This window comes from Shimia aestuarii, from assembly GCF_022814865.1.
GTDB classification, from domain to species: domain Bacteria; phylum Pseudomonadota; class Alphaproteobacteria; order Rhodobacterales; family Rhodobacteraceae; genus Shimia; species Shimia aestuarii_A.
Genome location: NZ_JAKVRD010000001.1, coordinates 324,454 through 341,041, shown reverse-complemented (window position 1 = coordinate 341,041; position 16,588 = coordinate 324,454). Strand labels below are relative to the sequence as shown.

Annotated in this window: 16 protein-coding genes; 15 read left to right on the top strand and 1 reads right to left on the bottom strand. The window is 60.1% G+C overall.

Features of this window, described 5'->3' with window-relative positions; translation table 11 throughout:
- The first annotated feature begins 17 nt into the window (after positions 1 to 17).
- Positions 18 to 4,265: a DNA-directed RNA polymerase subunit beta' gene (gene rpoC / locus MK745_RS01805; protein WP_243611561.1), complete on the top strand. Its 4,248-nt coding sequence runs from the start codon at positions 18 to 20 to the stop codon at positions 4,263 to 4,265.
- A 185-nt stretch (positions 4,266 to 4,450) separates the two neighbouring features.
- A complete protein-coding gene (locus MK745_RS01800) occupies positions 4,451 to 5,317 on the top strand; it encodes a DMT family transporter (protein WP_243611560.1) in 867 nt (288 codons plus the stop codon).
- Here MK745_RS01800 and MK745_RS01795 read toward each other — a convergent pair.
- Positions 5,302 to 6,126: a putative rhamnosyl transferase gene (locus MK745_RS01795; RefSeq protein WP_243611559.1), complete on the bottom strand. Its 825-nt coding sequence runs from the start codon at positions 6,124 to 6,126 to the stop codon at positions 5,302 to 5,304. The two genes, MK745_RS01800 and MK745_RS01795, sit on opposite strands and share 16 nt — an antisense overlap.
- Before the next feature lie 433 nt (positions 6,127 to 6,559).
- Between MK745_RS01795 and rpsL the strand changes: the two genes are divergently transcribed.
- The 13 genes from rpsL (at position 6,560) to rpsC (ending at position 16,582) form a co-directional block, all read left to right on the top strand.
- On the top strand, positions 6,560 to 6,931 hold the full coding sequence (gene rpsL / locus MK745_RS01790) for a 30S ribosomal protein S12 (RefSeq protein ID WP_005862801.1): 372 nt from the start codon (positions 6,560 to 6,562) through the stop codon (positions 6,929 to 6,931).
- A 15-nt stretch (positions 6,932 to 6,946) separates the two neighbouring features.
- Positions 6,947 to 7,417 (top strand): 30S ribosomal protein S7, encoded by a 471-nt coding sequence (gene rpsG, locus MK745_RS01785; protein WP_243611558.1) that lies wholly within the window; start codon positions 6,947 to 6,949, stop codon positions 7,415 to 7,417.
- Between the two features lie 23 nt (positions 7,418 to 7,440).
- Positions 7,441 to 9,558 (top strand): elongation factor G, encoded by a 2,118-nt coding sequence (gene fusA, locus MK745_RS01780; RefSeq protein ID WP_243611557.1) that lies wholly within the window; start codon positions 7,441 to 7,443, stop codon positions 9,556 to 9,558.
- A gap of 54 nt (positions 9,559 to 9,612) precedes the next feature.
- Positions 9,613 to 10,788 (top strand): elongation factor Tu, encoded by a 1,176-nt coding sequence (gene tuf / locus MK745_RS01775; RefSeq protein ID WP_243611556.1) that lies wholly within the window; start codon positions 9,613 to 9,615, stop codon positions 10,786 to 10,788.
- 155 nt (positions 10,789 to 10,943) lie between these two features.
- A complete protein-coding gene (locus MK745_RS01770) occupies positions 10,944 to 11,780 on the top strand; it encodes a lysophospholipid acyltransferase family protein (RefSeq protein WP_243611555.1) in 837 nt (278 codons plus the stop codon).
- Positions 11,781 to 11,956: 176 nt separating this feature from the next.
- Positions 11,957 to 12,265 carry a 30S ribosomal protein S10 gene (gene rpsJ / locus MK745_RS01765; protein ID WP_044028221.1) on the top strand — a complete coding sequence of 103 codons (309 nt, stop codon included), beginning with the start codon at positions 11,957 to 11,959 and terminating at the stop codon, positions 12,263 to 12,265.
- 15 nt (positions 12,266 to 12,280) lie between these two features.
- Positions 12,281 to 13,006 (top strand): 50S ribosomal protein L3, encoded by a 726-nt coding sequence (rplC, locus tag MK745_RS01760; protein ID WP_243611554.1) that lies wholly within the window; start codon positions 12,281 to 12,283, stop codon positions 13,004 to 13,006.
- On the top strand, positions 13,003 to 13,620 hold the full coding sequence (gene rplD, locus MK745_RS01755) for a 50S ribosomal protein L4 (RefSeq protein ID WP_243611553.1): 618 nt from the start codon (positions 13,003 to 13,005) through the stop codon (positions 13,618 to 13,620). Before rplC ends, rplD begins: the two co-directional genes overlap by 4 nt.
- The gene (locus tag MK745_RS01750; RefSeq protein ID WP_243611552.1) at positions 13,617 to 13,913 is read left to right on the top strand and encodes a 50S ribosomal protein L23; all 297 of its coding nucleotides are present in this window, start codon (positions 13,617 to 13,619) and stop codon (positions 13,911 to 13,913) included. Before rplD ends, MK745_RS01750 begins: the two co-directional genes overlap by 4 nt.
- A gap of 453 nt (positions 13,914 to 14,366) precedes the next feature.
- Positions 14,367 to 15,209 carry a 50S ribosomal protein L2 gene (rplB, locus tag MK745_RS01745; RefSeq protein WP_243611551.1) on the top strand — a complete coding sequence of 281 codons (843 nt, stop codon included), beginning with the start codon at positions 14,367 to 14,369 and terminating at the stop codon, positions 15,207 to 15,209.
- A gap of 3 nt (positions 15,210 to 15,212) precedes the next feature.
- Entirely contained in the window at positions 15,213 to 15,491 is a 279-nt protein-coding gene (rpsS, locus tag MK745_RS01740) for a 30S ribosomal protein S19 (protein WP_243611550.1), read from the top strand.
- A 3-nt stretch (positions 15,492 to 15,494) separates the two neighbouring features.
- Entirely contained in the window at positions 15,495 to 15,875 is a 381-nt protein-coding gene (gene rplV / locus MK745_RS01735; protein ID WP_243611549.1) for a 50S ribosomal protein L22, read from the top strand.
- Positions 15,875 to 16,582: a 30S ribosomal protein S3 gene (rpsC, locus tag MK745_RS01730; protein WP_243611548.1), complete on the top strand. Its 708-nt coding sequence runs from the start codon at positions 15,875 to 15,877 to the stop codon at positions 16,580 to 16,582. Before rplV ends, rpsC begins: the two co-directional genes overlap by 1 nt.
- Positions 16,583 to 16,588: the final 6 nt, after the last annotated feature.

Below are 16,588 nucleotides of genomic sequence, written 5' to 3'. Positions count from 1 at the left end.
AGATTTAGGATATCAAAATGAACCAGGAACTGACCAACAACCCGTTCAACCCGCTGACCCCGCCGAAAGTGTTCGACGAGATCAAGGTATCGCTGGCCTCGCCGGAGCGGATCCTCTCGTGGTCCTATGGTGAGATCAAGAAGCCGGAAACCATCAACTACCGCACGTTCAAGCCCGAGCGTGACGGTCTCTTCTGTGCGCGTATCTTTGGCCCGATCAAGGACTACGAATGCCTCTGCGGCAAGTATAAGCGCATGAAGTATCGCGGCGTCGTCTGCGAAAAATGCGGCGTCGAAGTCACCCTCCAGAAAGTGCGCCGCGAGCGTATGGGCCATATCGAACTGGCCGCGCCCGTCGCACATATCTGGTTCCTGAAATCGCTGCCGTCGCGCATCGGTCTCATGCTCGACATGACCCTGCGTGATCTCGAGCGCGTGCTCTACTTCGAAAACTACGTCGTGATCGAACCGGGCCTTACCGACCTGACCTACGGCCAGATGCTCACAGAAGAAGAGTATATGGACGCGCAGGATGCCTATGGCATGGACGCCTTCACCGCCAATATCGGTGCCGAAGCGATCCGCGAGATGCTCTCCCAGATCGACCTCGAATCCGAGGCCGAACAGCTTCGCGCAGACCTCGCGGAAGCGACGGGCGAACTGAAGCCGAAGAAGATCATCAAGCGCCTCAAGGTCGTGGAATCCTTCCTAGAGTCGGGCAACCGCCCCGAATGGATGATCCTGACCGTGATCCCGGTCATTCCGCCGGAACTGCGCCCGCTGGTGCCGCTCGATGGTGGCCGTTTCGCGACGTCGGATCTCAATGATCTCTATCGCCGCGTCATCAACCGGAACAACCGCCTCAAGCGGCTGATCGAACTCCGCGCGCCGGATATCATCGTGCGCAACGAAAAGCGGATGCTTCAGGAATCCGTCGACGCTCTGTTTGACAACGGTCGCCGTGGCCGCGTCATTACCGGCGCGAACAAGCGTCCGCTGAAATCGCTCTCGGACATGCTCAAAGGTAAGCAGGGCCGCTTCCGTCAGAACCTTCTCGGTAAGCGCGTCGACTTCTCGGGCCGTTCGGTCATTGTGACCGGCCCGGAACTCAAGCTGCACCAGTGTGGTCTGCCCAAGAAGATGGCGCTCGAGCTGTTCAAGCCCTTCATCTATTCGCGCCTCGAAGCCAAAGGTCTTTCGAGCACCGTGAAACAGGCCAAGAAGCTGGTCGAGAAGGAACGCCCCGAAGTTTGGGATATCCTCGACGAGGTGATCCGCGAACACCCGGTGATGCTCAACCGTGCGCCGACGCTGCACCGTCTTGGTATTCAGGCGTTCGAACCGGTTCTTATCGAAGGTAAAGCGATCCAGCTGCACCCGCTCGTCTGTTCGGCGTTCAACGCTGACTTCGACGGTGACCAGATGGCCGTGCACGTCCCGCTGAGCCTTGAAGCTCAGCTCGAAGCGCGCGTCCTGATGATGTCGACGAACAACGTTCTGTCGCCCGCCAACGGCTCGCCGATCATCGTTCCGTCGCAGGATATGATCCTCGGCCTCTACTACACGACGATCATGCGCGAAGGCATGAAGGGCGAAGGCATGGTCTTCTCCTCGATTGACGAAGTGCAATACGCTCTTGATACCGGCGCGGTGCACCTGCACGCGAAGATCACTGCGCGTATTCCGCAGATCGACGAGAACGGTCTTGAGGTCATGAAGCGTTTCGAGACCACCCCCGGTCGCGTGCGCCTCGGGGCGCTGCTTCCGCAGAACGCCAAGGCCCCGTTCGAGCTTGTGAACAAGCTGCTTCGCAAGAAAGAAGTGCAGAACGTCATCGACACCGTCTACCGCTACTGCGGTCAGAAAGAGTCGGTCATCTTCTGCGACCAGATCATGTCCATGGGCTTCAAAGAAGCGTTCAAGGCCGGGATTTCCTTCGGCAAGGACGACATGGTTATTCCCGACACCAAGTGGACCATCGTTGATGAAACCCGCGATCAGGTGAAGGACTTTGAACAGCAGTACATGGACGGTCTGATCACTCAGGGCGAAAAGTACAACAAAGTCGTGGACGCATGGTCGAAGTGTAACGACAAGGTCACCGACGCCATGATGGGCACCATCTCGGCGGCACAGACCGATGAGAACGGCGCCGAAGCGGAACCGAACTCGGTCTACATGATGGCCCACTCCGGTGCGCGTGGCTCGGTCACTCAGATGAAACAGCTCGGCGGGATGCGCGGCCTGATGGCCAAGCCGAACGGCGACATCATCGAGACACCGATCATTTCGAACTTCAAGGAAGGCCTGACCGTTCTTGAATACTTCAACTCGACCCACGGCGCCCGTAAGGGTCTGTCGGATACGGCTCTGAAGACCGCGAACTCCGGTTACCTGACCCGTCGCCTCGTCGACGTGGCGCAGGACTGCATCGTGCGCATGAACGATTGTGGCACCGAGAACGCGATCACCGCAGAAGCCGCGGTCAACGACGGCGAAGTCGTCGCCTCGCTCGCAGAGCGTGTCCTCGGTCGTGTGGCCGCGGATGATGTTCTGCGTCCGGGCACCGATGAGGTGATCGTGGCACAGGGCGAGCTGATCGACGAACGCATGGCCGACACCATCGACGAAGCCGGTGTGGCCTCCATGCGTATCCGCAGCCCGCTCACCTGTGAGGCTGAGGAAGGCGTCTGCGCCCAGTGCTATGGTCGTGACCTTGCGCGCGGTACCATCGTCAACACTGGCGAAGCCGTGGGCATCATCGCGGCACAGTCGATTGGTGAACCCGGTACACAGCTGACGATGCGGACCTTCCACATCGGTGGCGTTGCTCAAGGTGGTCAGCAGTCGTTCCTCGAAGCGAGCCAGGACGGCACCATCGTCTTCGAGAACGCTCAGATCCTCGAGAACGTGCATGGCGAAGCGCTCGTCATGGGCCGCAACATGAAGCTCATCATCCAGGACGAGACCGGCGAGGAACGCGCCAGCCACAAGATCGGCTACGGTACCAAGCTCTTCGTCAAGGACGGCCAGAGCATCAAGCGCGGCGAAAAGCTGTTCGAATGGGATCCGTACACTCTGCCGATCCTTGCCGAGAAATCGGGCACCACGAAATATGTCGATCTTGTCTCCGGTATCGCCGTGCGCGAAGAAACCGATGACGCGACCGGCATGACCCAGAAGATCGTCGCCGACTGGCGTGCGGCTCCGAAGGGCAACGAGCTCAAGCCGGAAGTCATCCTTGTCGATGAAAACGGCGAGCCGGTGCGCAACGATGCGGGCAACCCGGTGCACTACCCGATGTCCGTGGACGCGATCCTGTCGGTCGAAGATGGCCAACAGATCAACGCAGGTGACGTGGTTGCGCGTATTCCGCGTGAAGGCGCCAAGACCAAGGACATTACCGGTGGTCTGCCGCGTGTGGCCGAACTGTTCGAAGCCCGTCGTCCCAAGGACCACGCGATCATCGCCGAAATCGATGGTTACGTGCGCTTTGGTCGCGACTACAAGAACAAGCGCCGCATCTCGATCGAACCGGCAGACGAGTCGATGGAGCCCGTCGAATACATGGTGCCCAAGGGCAAGCACATCCCGGTGCAGGAAGGCGACTTCGTGCAGAAGGGTGACTACATCATGGACGGTAACCCGGCCCCGCACGACATCCTGTCGATCATGGGTGTCGAGGCGCTGGCGGATTACATGATCAACGAGGTGCAGGACGTTTATCGCCTTCAGGGTGTGAAGATTAACGACAAGCACATCGAAGTCATCGTGCGTCAGATGCTCCAGAAATGGGAGATCCTCGACTCCGGCGAAACCACGCTGCTCAAGGGCGAACATGTGGACAAGCAGGAATTCGACGCTGCCAATGAAAAGGCGCTGGCCGAAGGCCGCCGCCCGGCATCCGGCGAACCGATCCTGCTCGGCATCACCAAGGCGTCGCTCCAGACCCGCTCCTTCATCTCGGCGGCCTCCTTCCAGGAGACCACCCGCGTTCTTACCGAGGCTTCGGTGCAGGGCAAGAAGGACAAGCTCGTGGGCCTCAAGGAGAACGTCATCGTGGGCCGCCTCATCCCGGCCGGTACCGGCGGCGCGACCCAGAACGTCCGCCGTGTGGCGCAAGATCGCGACAATATTGTGATCGAGGCGCGCCGCGAGGAAGCCGAAGCGGCTGCGGCGCTGGCTGCTCCGACCGAGGATGCCACCGTCGACGACGTGTTTGACAGCGGTCTCGTGGAAACCCCGGAAAGCCGCGACGAAGATTGATCGCGCGGCCATCCGGCCACTGAATGAAAGAAAGGCCCCCGGCACCGAGCCGGGGGCCTTTCTTGTCTTTGGCGAGAGGTTTTCTGCCAAGAGGAAGCCCGGGCACAGTGCGCGCGGGGGCTTGGCGCGCCTAAAAGCCCGGTCTAGTGTCGCTCGGTCAGGAGCAGCAGGGACAGGTCAAGGCAATGTCGGACAATATGAAGGGGGCGATCCTGATGATCTGCTCCATGGCGGCCTTCACCTTCAATGATGCCTGCATCAAGCTGATGAATGCCGATATGCCGCTGTTTCAGCTCTTGTTGCTGCGCGGTCTGCTGACGACGTTTTGCATTTGGATCATGGCGCGCAGCATGGGGGCAATCCGCCTCAACTTGCCGCGCCGCGACTGGGGACGCATCGCGTTGCGCACGATTTCGGAAATCGGGGCGGCCTATTTCTTTATCACGGCCCTGCGCAACCTGCCTCTGGCCAATGTCATGGCGGTCCTGCAGATGTTGCCATTGACTGTAACCCTTGGCGGGTTGCTGTTTTACCGCGAGCCGGTGGGGTGGCGACGTCTTTCGGCGATCGGTGTGGGATTTGCCGGTATGCTCCTGATCGTGCGCCCCGGGCCGGAGGGCTTTGACATCTATGCGCTCTATGCCCTTGCCGCCGTGGTCTGCGTCACAGCGCGCGACCTTGCCACGCGGCGCATGTCGCCCGTTGTGCCTTCGATGACCGTCACACTTGCCGCGTCGGTGGGCATAACGCTTTTTGCAGCCATTGCGACCCTTGGCGAGACCTGGGTGCCCGTGACCACGCGCGACGCGGCGCTTCTCGTGGGGGCGGCGGTGTTCATCATTGGCGGCTATCTCTTCTCCGTCCTTGTGATGCGCGTCGGCGAGGTCTCCTTCGTCGCGCCGTTCCGCTATACTGGTCTGCTTTGGGGGTTGTTGCTTGGCTTCGTGATCTTCGGGGATTGGCCCGATAGCCTGACGCTCCTTGGCGCGGCGATCATCGTGATCACCGGGATCTTCACGATCCTGCGTGGGGATCGTCAGCGGCGCGCATAGAGCGCGCGTACCTTGTCGGAATCGACATTGAACTCTGATTGAAACAGCGCCTCGCCCTCCGCATCGAGGGGTTCGAGCTTGAAGCGGCGGATGTTCTCTTTCTGACGCGAGTCATTGTGATCGTTGTGACCACGCAGAAACATATGCGGGGTCGGCATGCTGACCACAGGCATGAACCGCCCTAGCCGGGTATGTCCGAAATTCATGATGGTGTTGCGATGCTTGCCCTTGGCGGACATAGCGAGGGCCGGGGTCCAGAGCGTCTCGACCACTTGCGCCGCGCGAATGCCTTCCCGACCGGGAGACGCGACCCAGCCAGTGTTGAAATCAAAGGTCACATGTGGATTATGACGCAGAAGCGGACGGCATTCTTGTGCCAAGGCGCGCAGGCGTTCGACGAAATGGATCGAGACCGCATCATCGTCATCCATGCGGAACTGAAGACACGGCTCTGAGCGCGCATCACGGGCCGCGTTGATCGCCTCTCGCATGACGTCACGGTGCGGGCCGGCGGGCCATGCTTGGATCTGTGCCTGTGGCAACCCTGCAAGAAGCGACTCAAGCCGCGCGCGCATCGCGTCAGGTAGGTCGTCTCCGATCACCACCACAAAGGTAAAATCGGGATCTGTCTGAGCGCGCAGGGCCGGGAGGGTGAAGGCTTCGAACATGCGAAACCGATCGTCGATCCGCGCCGGATCATAGAGATAGGCGGCGCGCGCCTCGGCGGTTTCATGTTGAACCTGGAACCCGCCGAGCGCCGGATAGGAAAACCGGCATAGCCCGACCACCTGCATGTCTTTGCTGTCCATTCCCGGTCTCGATCTCCTTGCCCTGTTGCGACTTTCGCATTGGCGCGAACACGTGGCAAGCGGCACTCTTGCGAAAGCGATGGAGTGCATCGCCGCTGCCAGAGAAACAGCCGATTGCTCGGCGGTGGCGTTTCTTATACCTCGGGAGGGCAGAGGCAGCGCCGGGGCAGGGCAAGCTGTTGACAAGCCCGGCGACTCCCCCTATACGCCGCAGCATCCGGTAAGGGGGCCGCCCCTGTATGCCGAATTCAAACCTGTAGTGGTCAAGGTCCGCGCTACTTTGAAGCGTGCACCCTCTGAAACCCCACCGCGTCGTTCGCCTCGGAATGGGAACGTTCGCGGGTTTTTTGCTTGTGGACGCGCAGGCAGCACACTTAACCGCATGGGGCTGCGCTCCTGTGCAGCACATGAAGCAAAACGGGAAGAGACCCTTATGCCAACGATCCAGCAGCTGATCCGCAAGCCGCGTCAGCCCAAAGTCAAGCGCTCGAAGTCCCAGCACCTCGAGCAATGCCCCCAGAAACGCGGCGTTTGCACCCGCGTTTACACCACCACCCCGAAAAAGCCGAACTCCGCTATGCGGAAGGTTGCCAAGGTGCGCCTGACCAACGGCTACGAGGTGATCTCCTACATCCCCGGTGAAAGCCACAACCTTCAGGAACACTCCGTTGTCCTGATCCGCGGCGGCCGTGTGAAAGACCTTCCGGGTGTCCGTTACCACATCCTGCGTGGTGTTCTGGATACCCAGGGCGTCAAAGACCGTAAGCAGCGTCGCTCGAAATACGGCGCGAAGCGTCCTAAGTAAGAAGGATAAGAATAGATGTCTCGTCGTCACGCCGCTGAGAAGCGCGAAATCCTGCCCGACGCCAAATATGGCGATAAGGTCCTGAGCAAATTCATGAACAACCTCATGATCGACGGTAAAAAGTCGGTTGCGGAAAAGATCGTCTATAACGCGCTTGATCGCGTTGAGACCAAGGTCAAACGCGCCCCCGTCGAAGTGTTCCATGAAGCGCTCGACAACATCAAACCCTCCGTCGAAGTGCGCTCGCGCCGCGTCGGTGGTGCAACCTATCAGGTTCCGGTTGAAGTGCGCCCCGAGCGCCGCGAAGCTCTGGCCATTCGTTGGCTCATCACCGCCTCGCGCAACCGTAACGAGAACACCATGGAAGAACGCCTCGCAGGCGAACTTCTGGATGCCGTGAACTCGCGCGGTACCGCCGTCAAGAAGCGGGAAGACACTCACAAGATGGCCGAGGCAAACAAAGCCTTCAGCCATTATCGCTGGTAATCCTCAAGAGAGAATTCTGACCAATGGCACGCGACTATCCCCTCGACCGGTACCGCAACTTCGGTATCATGGCGCACATTGATGCAGGCAAGACCACCTGCTCTGAGCGTATCCTTTTCTACACCGGCAAATCCCACAACATCGGTGAGGTGCACGACGGTGCAGCCACCATGGACTGGATGGAGCAGGAGCAGGAACGCGGCATCACCATCACCTCGGCTGCGACGACCACCTTCTGGGAGCGCACCGAAGATGGCCAGTCTGCCGATTCCGAAAAGCACCGCCTGAACATCATCGACACCCCCGGCCACGTGGACTTCACCATCGAAGTCGAACGCTCGCTGGCCGTGCTCGACGGTGCCGTCTGTGTTCTCGACGCCAACGCAGGTGTTGAGCCCCAGACCGAAACCGTGTGGCGTCAGGCTGACCGCTACAAGGTTCCGCGTATGGTGTTCGTCAACAAGATGGACAAAATCGGCGCGGACTTCTTCAACTGCGTTCGCATGATCGAAGACCGCACCGGCGCGCGCGCCATTCCCGTCGGTATCCCGATTGGTGCGGAAAACGAGCTCGAAGGTCTGGTTGACCTCGTGACCATGGAAGAGTGGCTGTGGCAGGGTGAAGATCTGGGCGCGTCCTGGGTCAAGGCCCCGATCCGCGAGAGCCTTCAGGACATGGCCGCCGAATGGCGCGAGAAGATGGTCGAAGCCGCCGTCGAGCAAGACGACGACGCGATGGAAGCCTATCTCGAAGGTGACGAGCCCGATGTCGCAACCATGCGCAAACTGCTGCGCAAGGGCACGCTGAACATGTCCTTCGTTCCGGTTCTCGGTGGTTCCGCGTTCAAGAACAAAGGCGTGCAGCCGCTGCTCAACGCCGTGATCGACTACCTCCCGAGCCCGCTCGACGTTGTCGATTACATGGGCTTCTCGCCGGATGACGAAACCGAAGAGCGTAACATCGCCCGCCGCGCGGACGACGACATGCCCTTCGCTGGTCTCGCGTTCAAGATCATGAACGACCCCTTCGTGGGCTCGCTCACCTTTACCCGTATCTATTCGGGTACCATGAACAAAGGTGAGACCGTTCTCAACGCGACCAAAGGCAAGAAAGAGCGCATCGGTCGTATGATGATGATGCACTCGAACAACCGTGAAGAGATCGAAGAAGCGTTTGCAGGCGACATTATCGCGCTCGCGGGCCTCAAGGATACCACCACCGGTGATACCCTCTGCGACCCGAAAGCACCTGTCGTTCTCGAAACCATGACCTTCCCCGATCCGGTGATCGAGATCGCGGTCGAGCCGAAGACCAAGAACGACCAAGAGAAGATGTCTCAAGGTCTCGCGCGCCTCGCCGCCGAAGACCCGTCCTTCCGCGTCGAAACCGACCTCGAGTCCGGCCAGACCATCATGAAGGGCATGGGCGAACTTCACCTCGACATTCTCGTCGATCGTCTGAAGCGTGAATTCAAGGTCGAAGCGAACATCGGTGCACCGCAGGTGGCCTATCGCGAAACCATCTCGCGCCCGATCGAGCACACCTACACCCACAAGAAACAGTCGGGTGGTTCGGGTCAGTTCGGTGAGGTCAAACTCGAGATCATGCCGACAGAGCCGGGCGAGGGTTACTCCTTCGAAAGCCGCATCGTCGGTGGTGCTGTTCCGAAGGAATACATCCCCGGTGTCGAAAAGGGCATCCAGTCGGTCATGGACTCCGGTCCGCTGGCAGGCTTCCCGGTGATCGACTTCAAAGTCGCGCTTCTCGACGGTAAGTTCCACGACGTGGACTCCTCGGTTCTCGCCTTTGAAATCGCATCGCGGATGTGTATGCGCGAAGGTCTGAAACTGGCTGGTGCGAAACTGCTCGAACCGATGATGAAAGTCGAAGTGATCACCCCGGAAGAATATACCGGCGGTATCATCGGCGACCTCACCTCGCGTCGTGGTCAGGTTTCGGGGCAAGAGCCGCGCGGCAACGCCGTGGCGATCGACGCCTTCGTGCCGCTGGCGAATATGTTTGGCTACATCAACACCCTTCGTTCGATGTCGTCGGGCCGCGCCCAGTTCACCATGCAGTTCGATCACTACGATCCGGTTCCGCAGAACATCTCGGACGAAATTCAGGCGAAATACGCCTAAGCGAAATTGGGGAAGCGGGAGACCGCTTTCCCCTCCAACATCAAGGAGGCCATCATGGCTAAGGAAAAGTTTGAACGCAGCAAACCGCACTGCAACATCGGCACGATTGGTCACGTTGACCACGGCAAGACGACCCTGACGGCAGCGATCACCAAGCAATTTGGTGACTTCAAAGCCTATGACGAGATTGACGGCGCGCCGGAAGAGAAAGCCCGCGGCATCACCATCTCGACCGCGCACGTGGAATACGAGACCGACGCGCGTCACTACGCCCACGTCGACTGCCCCGGCCACGCCGACTACGTGAAGAACATGATCACCGGTGCGGCCCAGATGGACGGCGCGATCCTGGTTGTGAACGCTGCTGACGGCCCGATGCCGCAGACCCGCGAGCACATCCTGCTTGGCCGTCAGGTCGGCATCCCGGCGATGGTCGTGTTCCTCAACAAAGTTGACCAGGTCGACGACGAAGAGCTCCTCGAGCTCGTCGAGATGGAAGTGCGTGAACTTCTCTCCGAATACGACTTCCCGGGCGACGATATCCCGATCATCGCGGGTTCGGCTCTGGCCGCTCTCGAAGGTCGCGACCCGGAAATCGGCGAGCAGAAGATTGCTGAGCTGATGGCCGCTGTTGACGAGTACATCCCGCAGCCGCCGCGCGCCACCGACCAGCCGTTCCTGATGCCGATCGAAGACGTGTTCTCGATCTCGGGTCGTGGTACGGTTGTGACCGGCCGTGTTGAGCGTGGTGTGATCAACGTGGGCGACGAGATCGAAATCGTCGGCATCAAGGACACCCAGAAGACGACCTGTACTGGCGTTGAAATGTTCCGCAAGCTGCTTGACCGCGGTGAAGCAGGCGACAACATCGGCGCGCTGCTGCGCGGTGTGGACCGTGAAGCGGTTGAGCGTGGCCAGGTTCTCTGCAAGCCGGGCTCCGTGAACCCGCACACCAAGTTCGAAGCCGAAGCCTACATCCTGACCAAGGATGAAGGTGGCCGTCACACGCCGTTCTTCGCGAACTACCGTCCGCAGTTCTACTTCCGCACGACCGACGTGACCGGGACCGTTGAACTGCCGTCGGGCACCGAGATGGTGATGCCGGGCGACAACCTGAAGTTCGCTGTGGAACTGATCGCGCCGATCGCGATGGAAGAAGGCCTGCGCTTCGCCATCCGCGAAGGTGGCCGCACCGTCGGCTCCGGCGTTGTGTCGAAGATCCTCGACTAAGCCAGGTTTGACCTGAAAGACCAGAAGGCCCCGCCAAACGGCGGGGCCTTTTCTTTTGGCGGCGATGTTGCCGCAGCGGCAGTTTCGCATTGCCGCGGTTCGTGAATTGACCGATAAGCGCCCGTCTGCCTTTCGGGGCAGGACAAGCGCATGTCATGACGCTGATTTCCGGGCTGCTCGGGTCTCATGGCTCCACGACCCCTTTGGGGCGCTCTCCGCGTCAGGACACCATGACCCAGACTTCCCCGACCCGCGTGGCCCATGATCCGCTGCCGATCCGCATTCTGAAACGTGCCGTGCTTATCCTTCTCGGACCGCTCTATTTCTTCGTCATCGCCTTTGCGCCTCTCTTCTGCGCGCGGCGTAAAGGGTTTCGTGGCTGGTACTGGCGCAGCGTGAAGCGCGCCTGTTCGCGGCTTCTCTGGCTCCTGAGCATCCGTGTGGAGATGTCCGAGGCCGCCAAGGCCGACCTGGCCGCCGATACCGAGAGCGTCATCGTCATCAATCATCGGAGTCACCTCGATGGTTTTGCCCTGATGGATGCGATCCCTGACGCCAAATGGTTCACCTTTGCCGCAAAGAAGGAACTCTTCGATGCGCGCCTGCTGCGCACTGGGTTCAAAGGCGCAGGGCTGGTCGAGATCAATCGCAAGAACGGCAAGCTGGCGATGGAGACCCTCGGACAGGTGGTGCGCGACATGCCCGCGCGCCGCTCTGTGGTGCTCTTTCCCGAAGGGACGCGCACCAAGACGGAAACCCTTGGCCCCTTCAAGGCGGGTGCCGTAGTCGTTGCGCGGGAAACCGGGCGCACGATCCGTCCCATCGTGATCCTCGATTCTGAGCGCCTCCTGCCACACGGTCGGGTCTGGCCAAAGCCGGGTGCGATCCGCGTGGTGGTCCTGCCGCCCTTTCGCTGTGACCCCACCGCGTCGGTTGACATGGATGTGGCGCGGTTGCGTGATAGCATGGTCGCGGTCTTCGACGGGCAATGAAGGGAAAGGGGCGACAAATGGATTTGCCCCTTGTCACGTGGCATTTGCCCCTGTATAGCGCGCGGGTTCTCTTCAAGAACATCGCGGCGGGGTGATTCCCGCCGTTTGGGTTCGAAGAGGGGTCGCGATGAGCGCTTCTCCTCCTCTCAACTCCAACGCCAATAAAGGCATATGCAATGCAAAGCCAAAACATTCGCATTCGGCTGAAGGCATTCGATTACCGCGTCCTCGATGCATCGACGCAGGAAATCGTGAACACTGCAAAGCGCACCGGCGCGCAGGTTCGTGGCCCGATCCCGCTTCCCAACAAGATTGAGAAGTTCACCGTTCTTCGTGGTCCCCACGTTGACAAGAAATCCCGCGATCAGTTCGAGATCCGCACGCACAAGCGTCTTCTCGACATCGTTGATCCGACCCCGCAGACCGTGGACGCGCTGATGAAGCTCGACCTCGCGGCCGGCGTGGACGTCCAGATCTCGGTTTAAGGAGGGTATAGGAATATGCGCTCTGGTATTATCGCGAAAAAGGTGGGCATGACCCGCCTGTTCATGGAAGACGGCAAGCAGATCCCTGTCACCGTTCTTCAGCTGGACGGCCTTCAGGTCGTCGCTCAGCGCACCACTGAAACCGACGGCTACACCGCCGTTCAGCTTGGCGCCGGTTCGGCCAAGGCAAAGCGCACCTCGCAAGCCATGCGTGGTCACTATGCCAAGGCAGGCGTGGAACCCAAGCGTAAGGTTGCAGAGTTCCGCGTGTCGGAAGATGCCCTGATCGAAGTCGGCGCCGAAATCTCGGCCGAGCACTTTGTCGAAGGCCAGAAGGTCGACGTTGCAGGCACCACCATCGGTAAAGGTTTTGCCGGTGCGATGAAGCGCCACAACTTCGGCGGTCTGCGCGCGACGCACGGTGTTTCGATCTCGCACCGTTCGCACGGTTCGACCGGTCAGTGTCAGGACCCGGGCCGCGTCTTCAAAGGCAAAAAGATGGCCGGTCACATGGGCGCTGTGCGCGTGACCACCCAGAACCTCGAAGTCGTGAAGACCGATGCCGACCGTGGCCTCGTCTTCATCAAGGGCGCTGTGCCCGGCTCGAAAGGTGGCTGGGTCACCGTCAAGGACGCCGTGAAGAAGAAAGCGCCGGAAGGCCTGCCGTTCCCGGCAGCGCTCAAGGTCGCAGCAACCGAAGCACCGGCGGAAGAAGCTTCCGCGGAAGGTGGTGAAGCATGAAACTTGACGTGATCAAACTCGACGGCGGCAAAGCCGGCAACATCGAACTGTCGGAAGACCTGTTCGGTCTCGAGCCGCGTGCGGACATCCTGCACCGTGTGGTCCGTTGGCAGCGCAACAACGCGCAGGCTGGCACCCACAAGGTCAAGACCCGCTCGGAAACCTCCTACTCGACCAAGAAGATCTATCGCCAGAAGGGCACCGGCGGCGCACGCCACGGTGACCGTAACGCGCCGATCTTCCGTAAAGGTGGTATCTACAAAGGCCCGACGCCGCGTTCGCACGGCCACGACCTGCCCAAGAAGTTCCGCAAGCTCGGCCTGCGCCACGCGCTCAGCGCCAAGGCGAAAGCCGGTGAGCTTGTCGTGATCGAGAACGCCGACGCAGAAGGCAAGACCGCAGCCCTGGCCAAGCAGGTGAAGAACCTCGGCTGGAAACGCGCTCTGGTCATCGACGGCGCGACCGTGAACGAAGGGTTCCTCAAGGCATCGCGCAACATCGAAGGTCTGGATATCCTGCCGACGATGGGTGCAAACGTGTATGACATCCTCAAGCGTGACACCCTGGTGATCACCAAAGCGGGGATCGAAGCTCTGGAGGCTCGTCTGAAATGAGTGCGAAGGCAGAACATTACGACGTGATCCGCAAGCCGGTCATCACCGAGAAGGCAACCATGGCGTCCGAATCCGGCGCGGTTGTGTTCGAAGTGGCGATCGACGCCAACAAACCCCAGATCAAAGAAGCTGTTGAAGCTCTCTTTGGTGTGAAGGTCAAAGCGGTCAACACCACCATCACCAAGGGTAAAGTCAAACGTTTCCGCGGCCAACTCGGCAAGCGTAAAGACGTCAAAAAGGCTTACGTGACCCTCGAAGAAGGCAACACGATCGACGTGTCGACCGGTCTCTAAGAGACTGCCTTTCAGGTGAAGAAAATGAAAAGCCCCTCGGTGAGAGCCGGGGGGCTTTTTCGCGAAATGCTGCTCGCACGGAACCAAGGCCGATAGGCCGCCGTGCCAGCGCCGTCCCGCCCCCATGGGGCGGCGCTGTTGAGGGCCGTCGCTTCGTTTCGGGCTTTCACGGATTTGGTGAGATAAAGGGGCACGCTCATCCGTCGCGGCGCCACCCCTCGGGACGGCGCTGGCACGGCTTTTGCCAATAAAACAACGCCGCCTATAGACTCCTCCAAGAACCCCTGCTAAAGACGCCCAATCTCGCGGCCTCGGATTCGTTCCGGGGCCGGTGATTTTTGCAAGCGGGGACCTTCGGGGCCCTATATCACAGGCCACCTTCGGGGGGCTTTAACATAGCCGGACCAAAGACAAGAACCTAAGGTCTGGCACGCTATACGGAAGACAGAAAGCATGGCACTTAAGTCGTACAAGCCGACGACGCCGGGCCAGCGTGGGCTGGTGCTGATCGACCGTTCGGAGCTTTGGAAAGGGCGTCCGGTCAAATCTCTCACTGAGGGTCTGACCAAATCGGGCGGCCGGAACAACACCGGACGGATCACCTCGCGTCGTCGTGGTGGCGGGGCAAAACGCCTCTACCGGATCGTTGACTTCAAACGGAACAAATTTGATGTGGCGGCAACCGTCGAGCGGATCGAATACGACCCGAACCGGACCGCATTCATCGCACTGATCAAATATGATGACGGCGAACAGGCCTACATCCTCGCGCCCCAGCGTCTCGCTGAAGGTGACAAGGTTGTCGCGTCTGCCAAGGCCGACATCAAGCCGGGTAACGCAATGCCGTTCTCGGGGATGCCGATCGGTACCATCGTTCACAACATCGAGCTGAAGCCGGGCAAAGGCGGTCAGATCGCACGCGCCGCGGGCACCTATGCCCAGTTCGTCGGTCGTGACGGTGGCTACGCCCAGATCCGCCTCTCCTCGGGTGAACTGCGTCTCGTTCGTCAGGAATGCATGGCCACCGTCGGTGCCGTGTCGAACCCCGACAACAGCAACCAGAACTACGGTAAAGCCGGTCGTATGCGCCACAAGGGCAAACGTCCGTCGGTCCGTGGTGTCGTTATGAACCCGATCGACCACCCCCATGGTGGTGGTGAAGGCCGGACTTCGGGTGGTCGTCACCCGGTGACCCCCTGGGGTAAGCCGACCAAGGGTAAGCGCACCCGCAACAAAAACAAGGCGTCGCAGAAGCTCATCATCCGCTCGCGTCACGCCAAGAAGAAAGGGCGCTAACATATGTCTCGCTCTGTATGGAAAGGTCCCTTCGTGGATGCTTACGTGCTTAAGAAAGCCGAAGCAGCACGCGACTCGGGCCGCAATGAAGTCATCAAGATCTGGTCGCGCCGCTCGACGATCCTGCCCCAATTCGTGGGTCTGACGTTTGGCGTCTACAACGGCCAGAAGCACGTTCCCGTGCTGGTATCCGAAGACATGATCGGTCAGAAATTCGGTGAATATTCGCCGACCCGTACCTACTACGGGCACGCTGCCGACAAGAAAGCGAAGCGGAAGTAAGTCATGGGCAAGGCAAAGAACCCCCGCCGCGTGGCAGACAACGAAGCAATGGCCAAAGTCCGTATGCTTCGCACCAGCCCGCAGAAACTGAACCTGGTTGCAGCGATGATCCGCGGCAAGAAAGTTGAGAAGGCTCTGACCGACCTGACTTTCTCCAAGAAGCGGATTGCGCAGGACGTGAAGAAATGCCTTCAGTCCGCGATCGCCAATGCCGAGAACAACCACAACCTCGACGTCGATGAGCTCATCGTCTCCGAGGCCTATGTCGGCAAAAACCTGACCATGAAACGCGGTCGTCCGCGGGCCCGTGGTCGTTTCGGCAAGATCGTGAAGCCGTTCTCGGAACTCACCATCACGGTGCGTCAAGTTGAGGAGCAAGCCTAATGGGTAACAAAGTAAATCCGGTCGGCATGCGTCTTCAGGTGAACCGCACCTGGGACAGCCGTTGGTACGCAGATACCAAGGACTACGGTGATCTTCTTCTCGAAGACCTCAAAATCCGTGAGTTCATCAAGGAAGAGTGCAAGCAAGCCGGCGTGGCTCGCGTGATCATCGAACGTCCGCACAAGAAGTGCCGCGTCACGATCCAGACCGCGCGTCCCGGCGTCATCATCGGCAAGAAAGGCGCAGACATCGAAACCCTGCGCAAGAAAATCGCCGCGATGACCGACTCGGAACTGCACCTCAACATCGTTGAGGTCCGCAAGCCCGAGCTCGACGCCCAGCTCGTCGGTGAGTCGATCGCTCAGCAGCTTGAGCGTCGTGTGTCCTTCCGTCGCGCCATGAAGCGTGCCGTGCAGAACGCCATGCGCATGGGTGCCCTCGGCATCCGCGTCAACGTGGCTGGCCGTCTCGGCGGCGCCGAGATCGCACGCACCGAATGGTATCGCGAAGGTCGCGTGCCCCTTCACACCCTGCGTGCCGACATCGATTACGCACATTCCGAAGCGATGACCCCCTACGGGATCATCGGGATCAAGGTCTGGATCTTCAAAGGTGAGATCATGGAGCACGATCCGGCGGCGCGTGACCGTAAGGCACAGGAACTCCAGGATGGCCCTGCACCGCGTGGTGCTGGCGGTCGTCGCTAAGGGAGG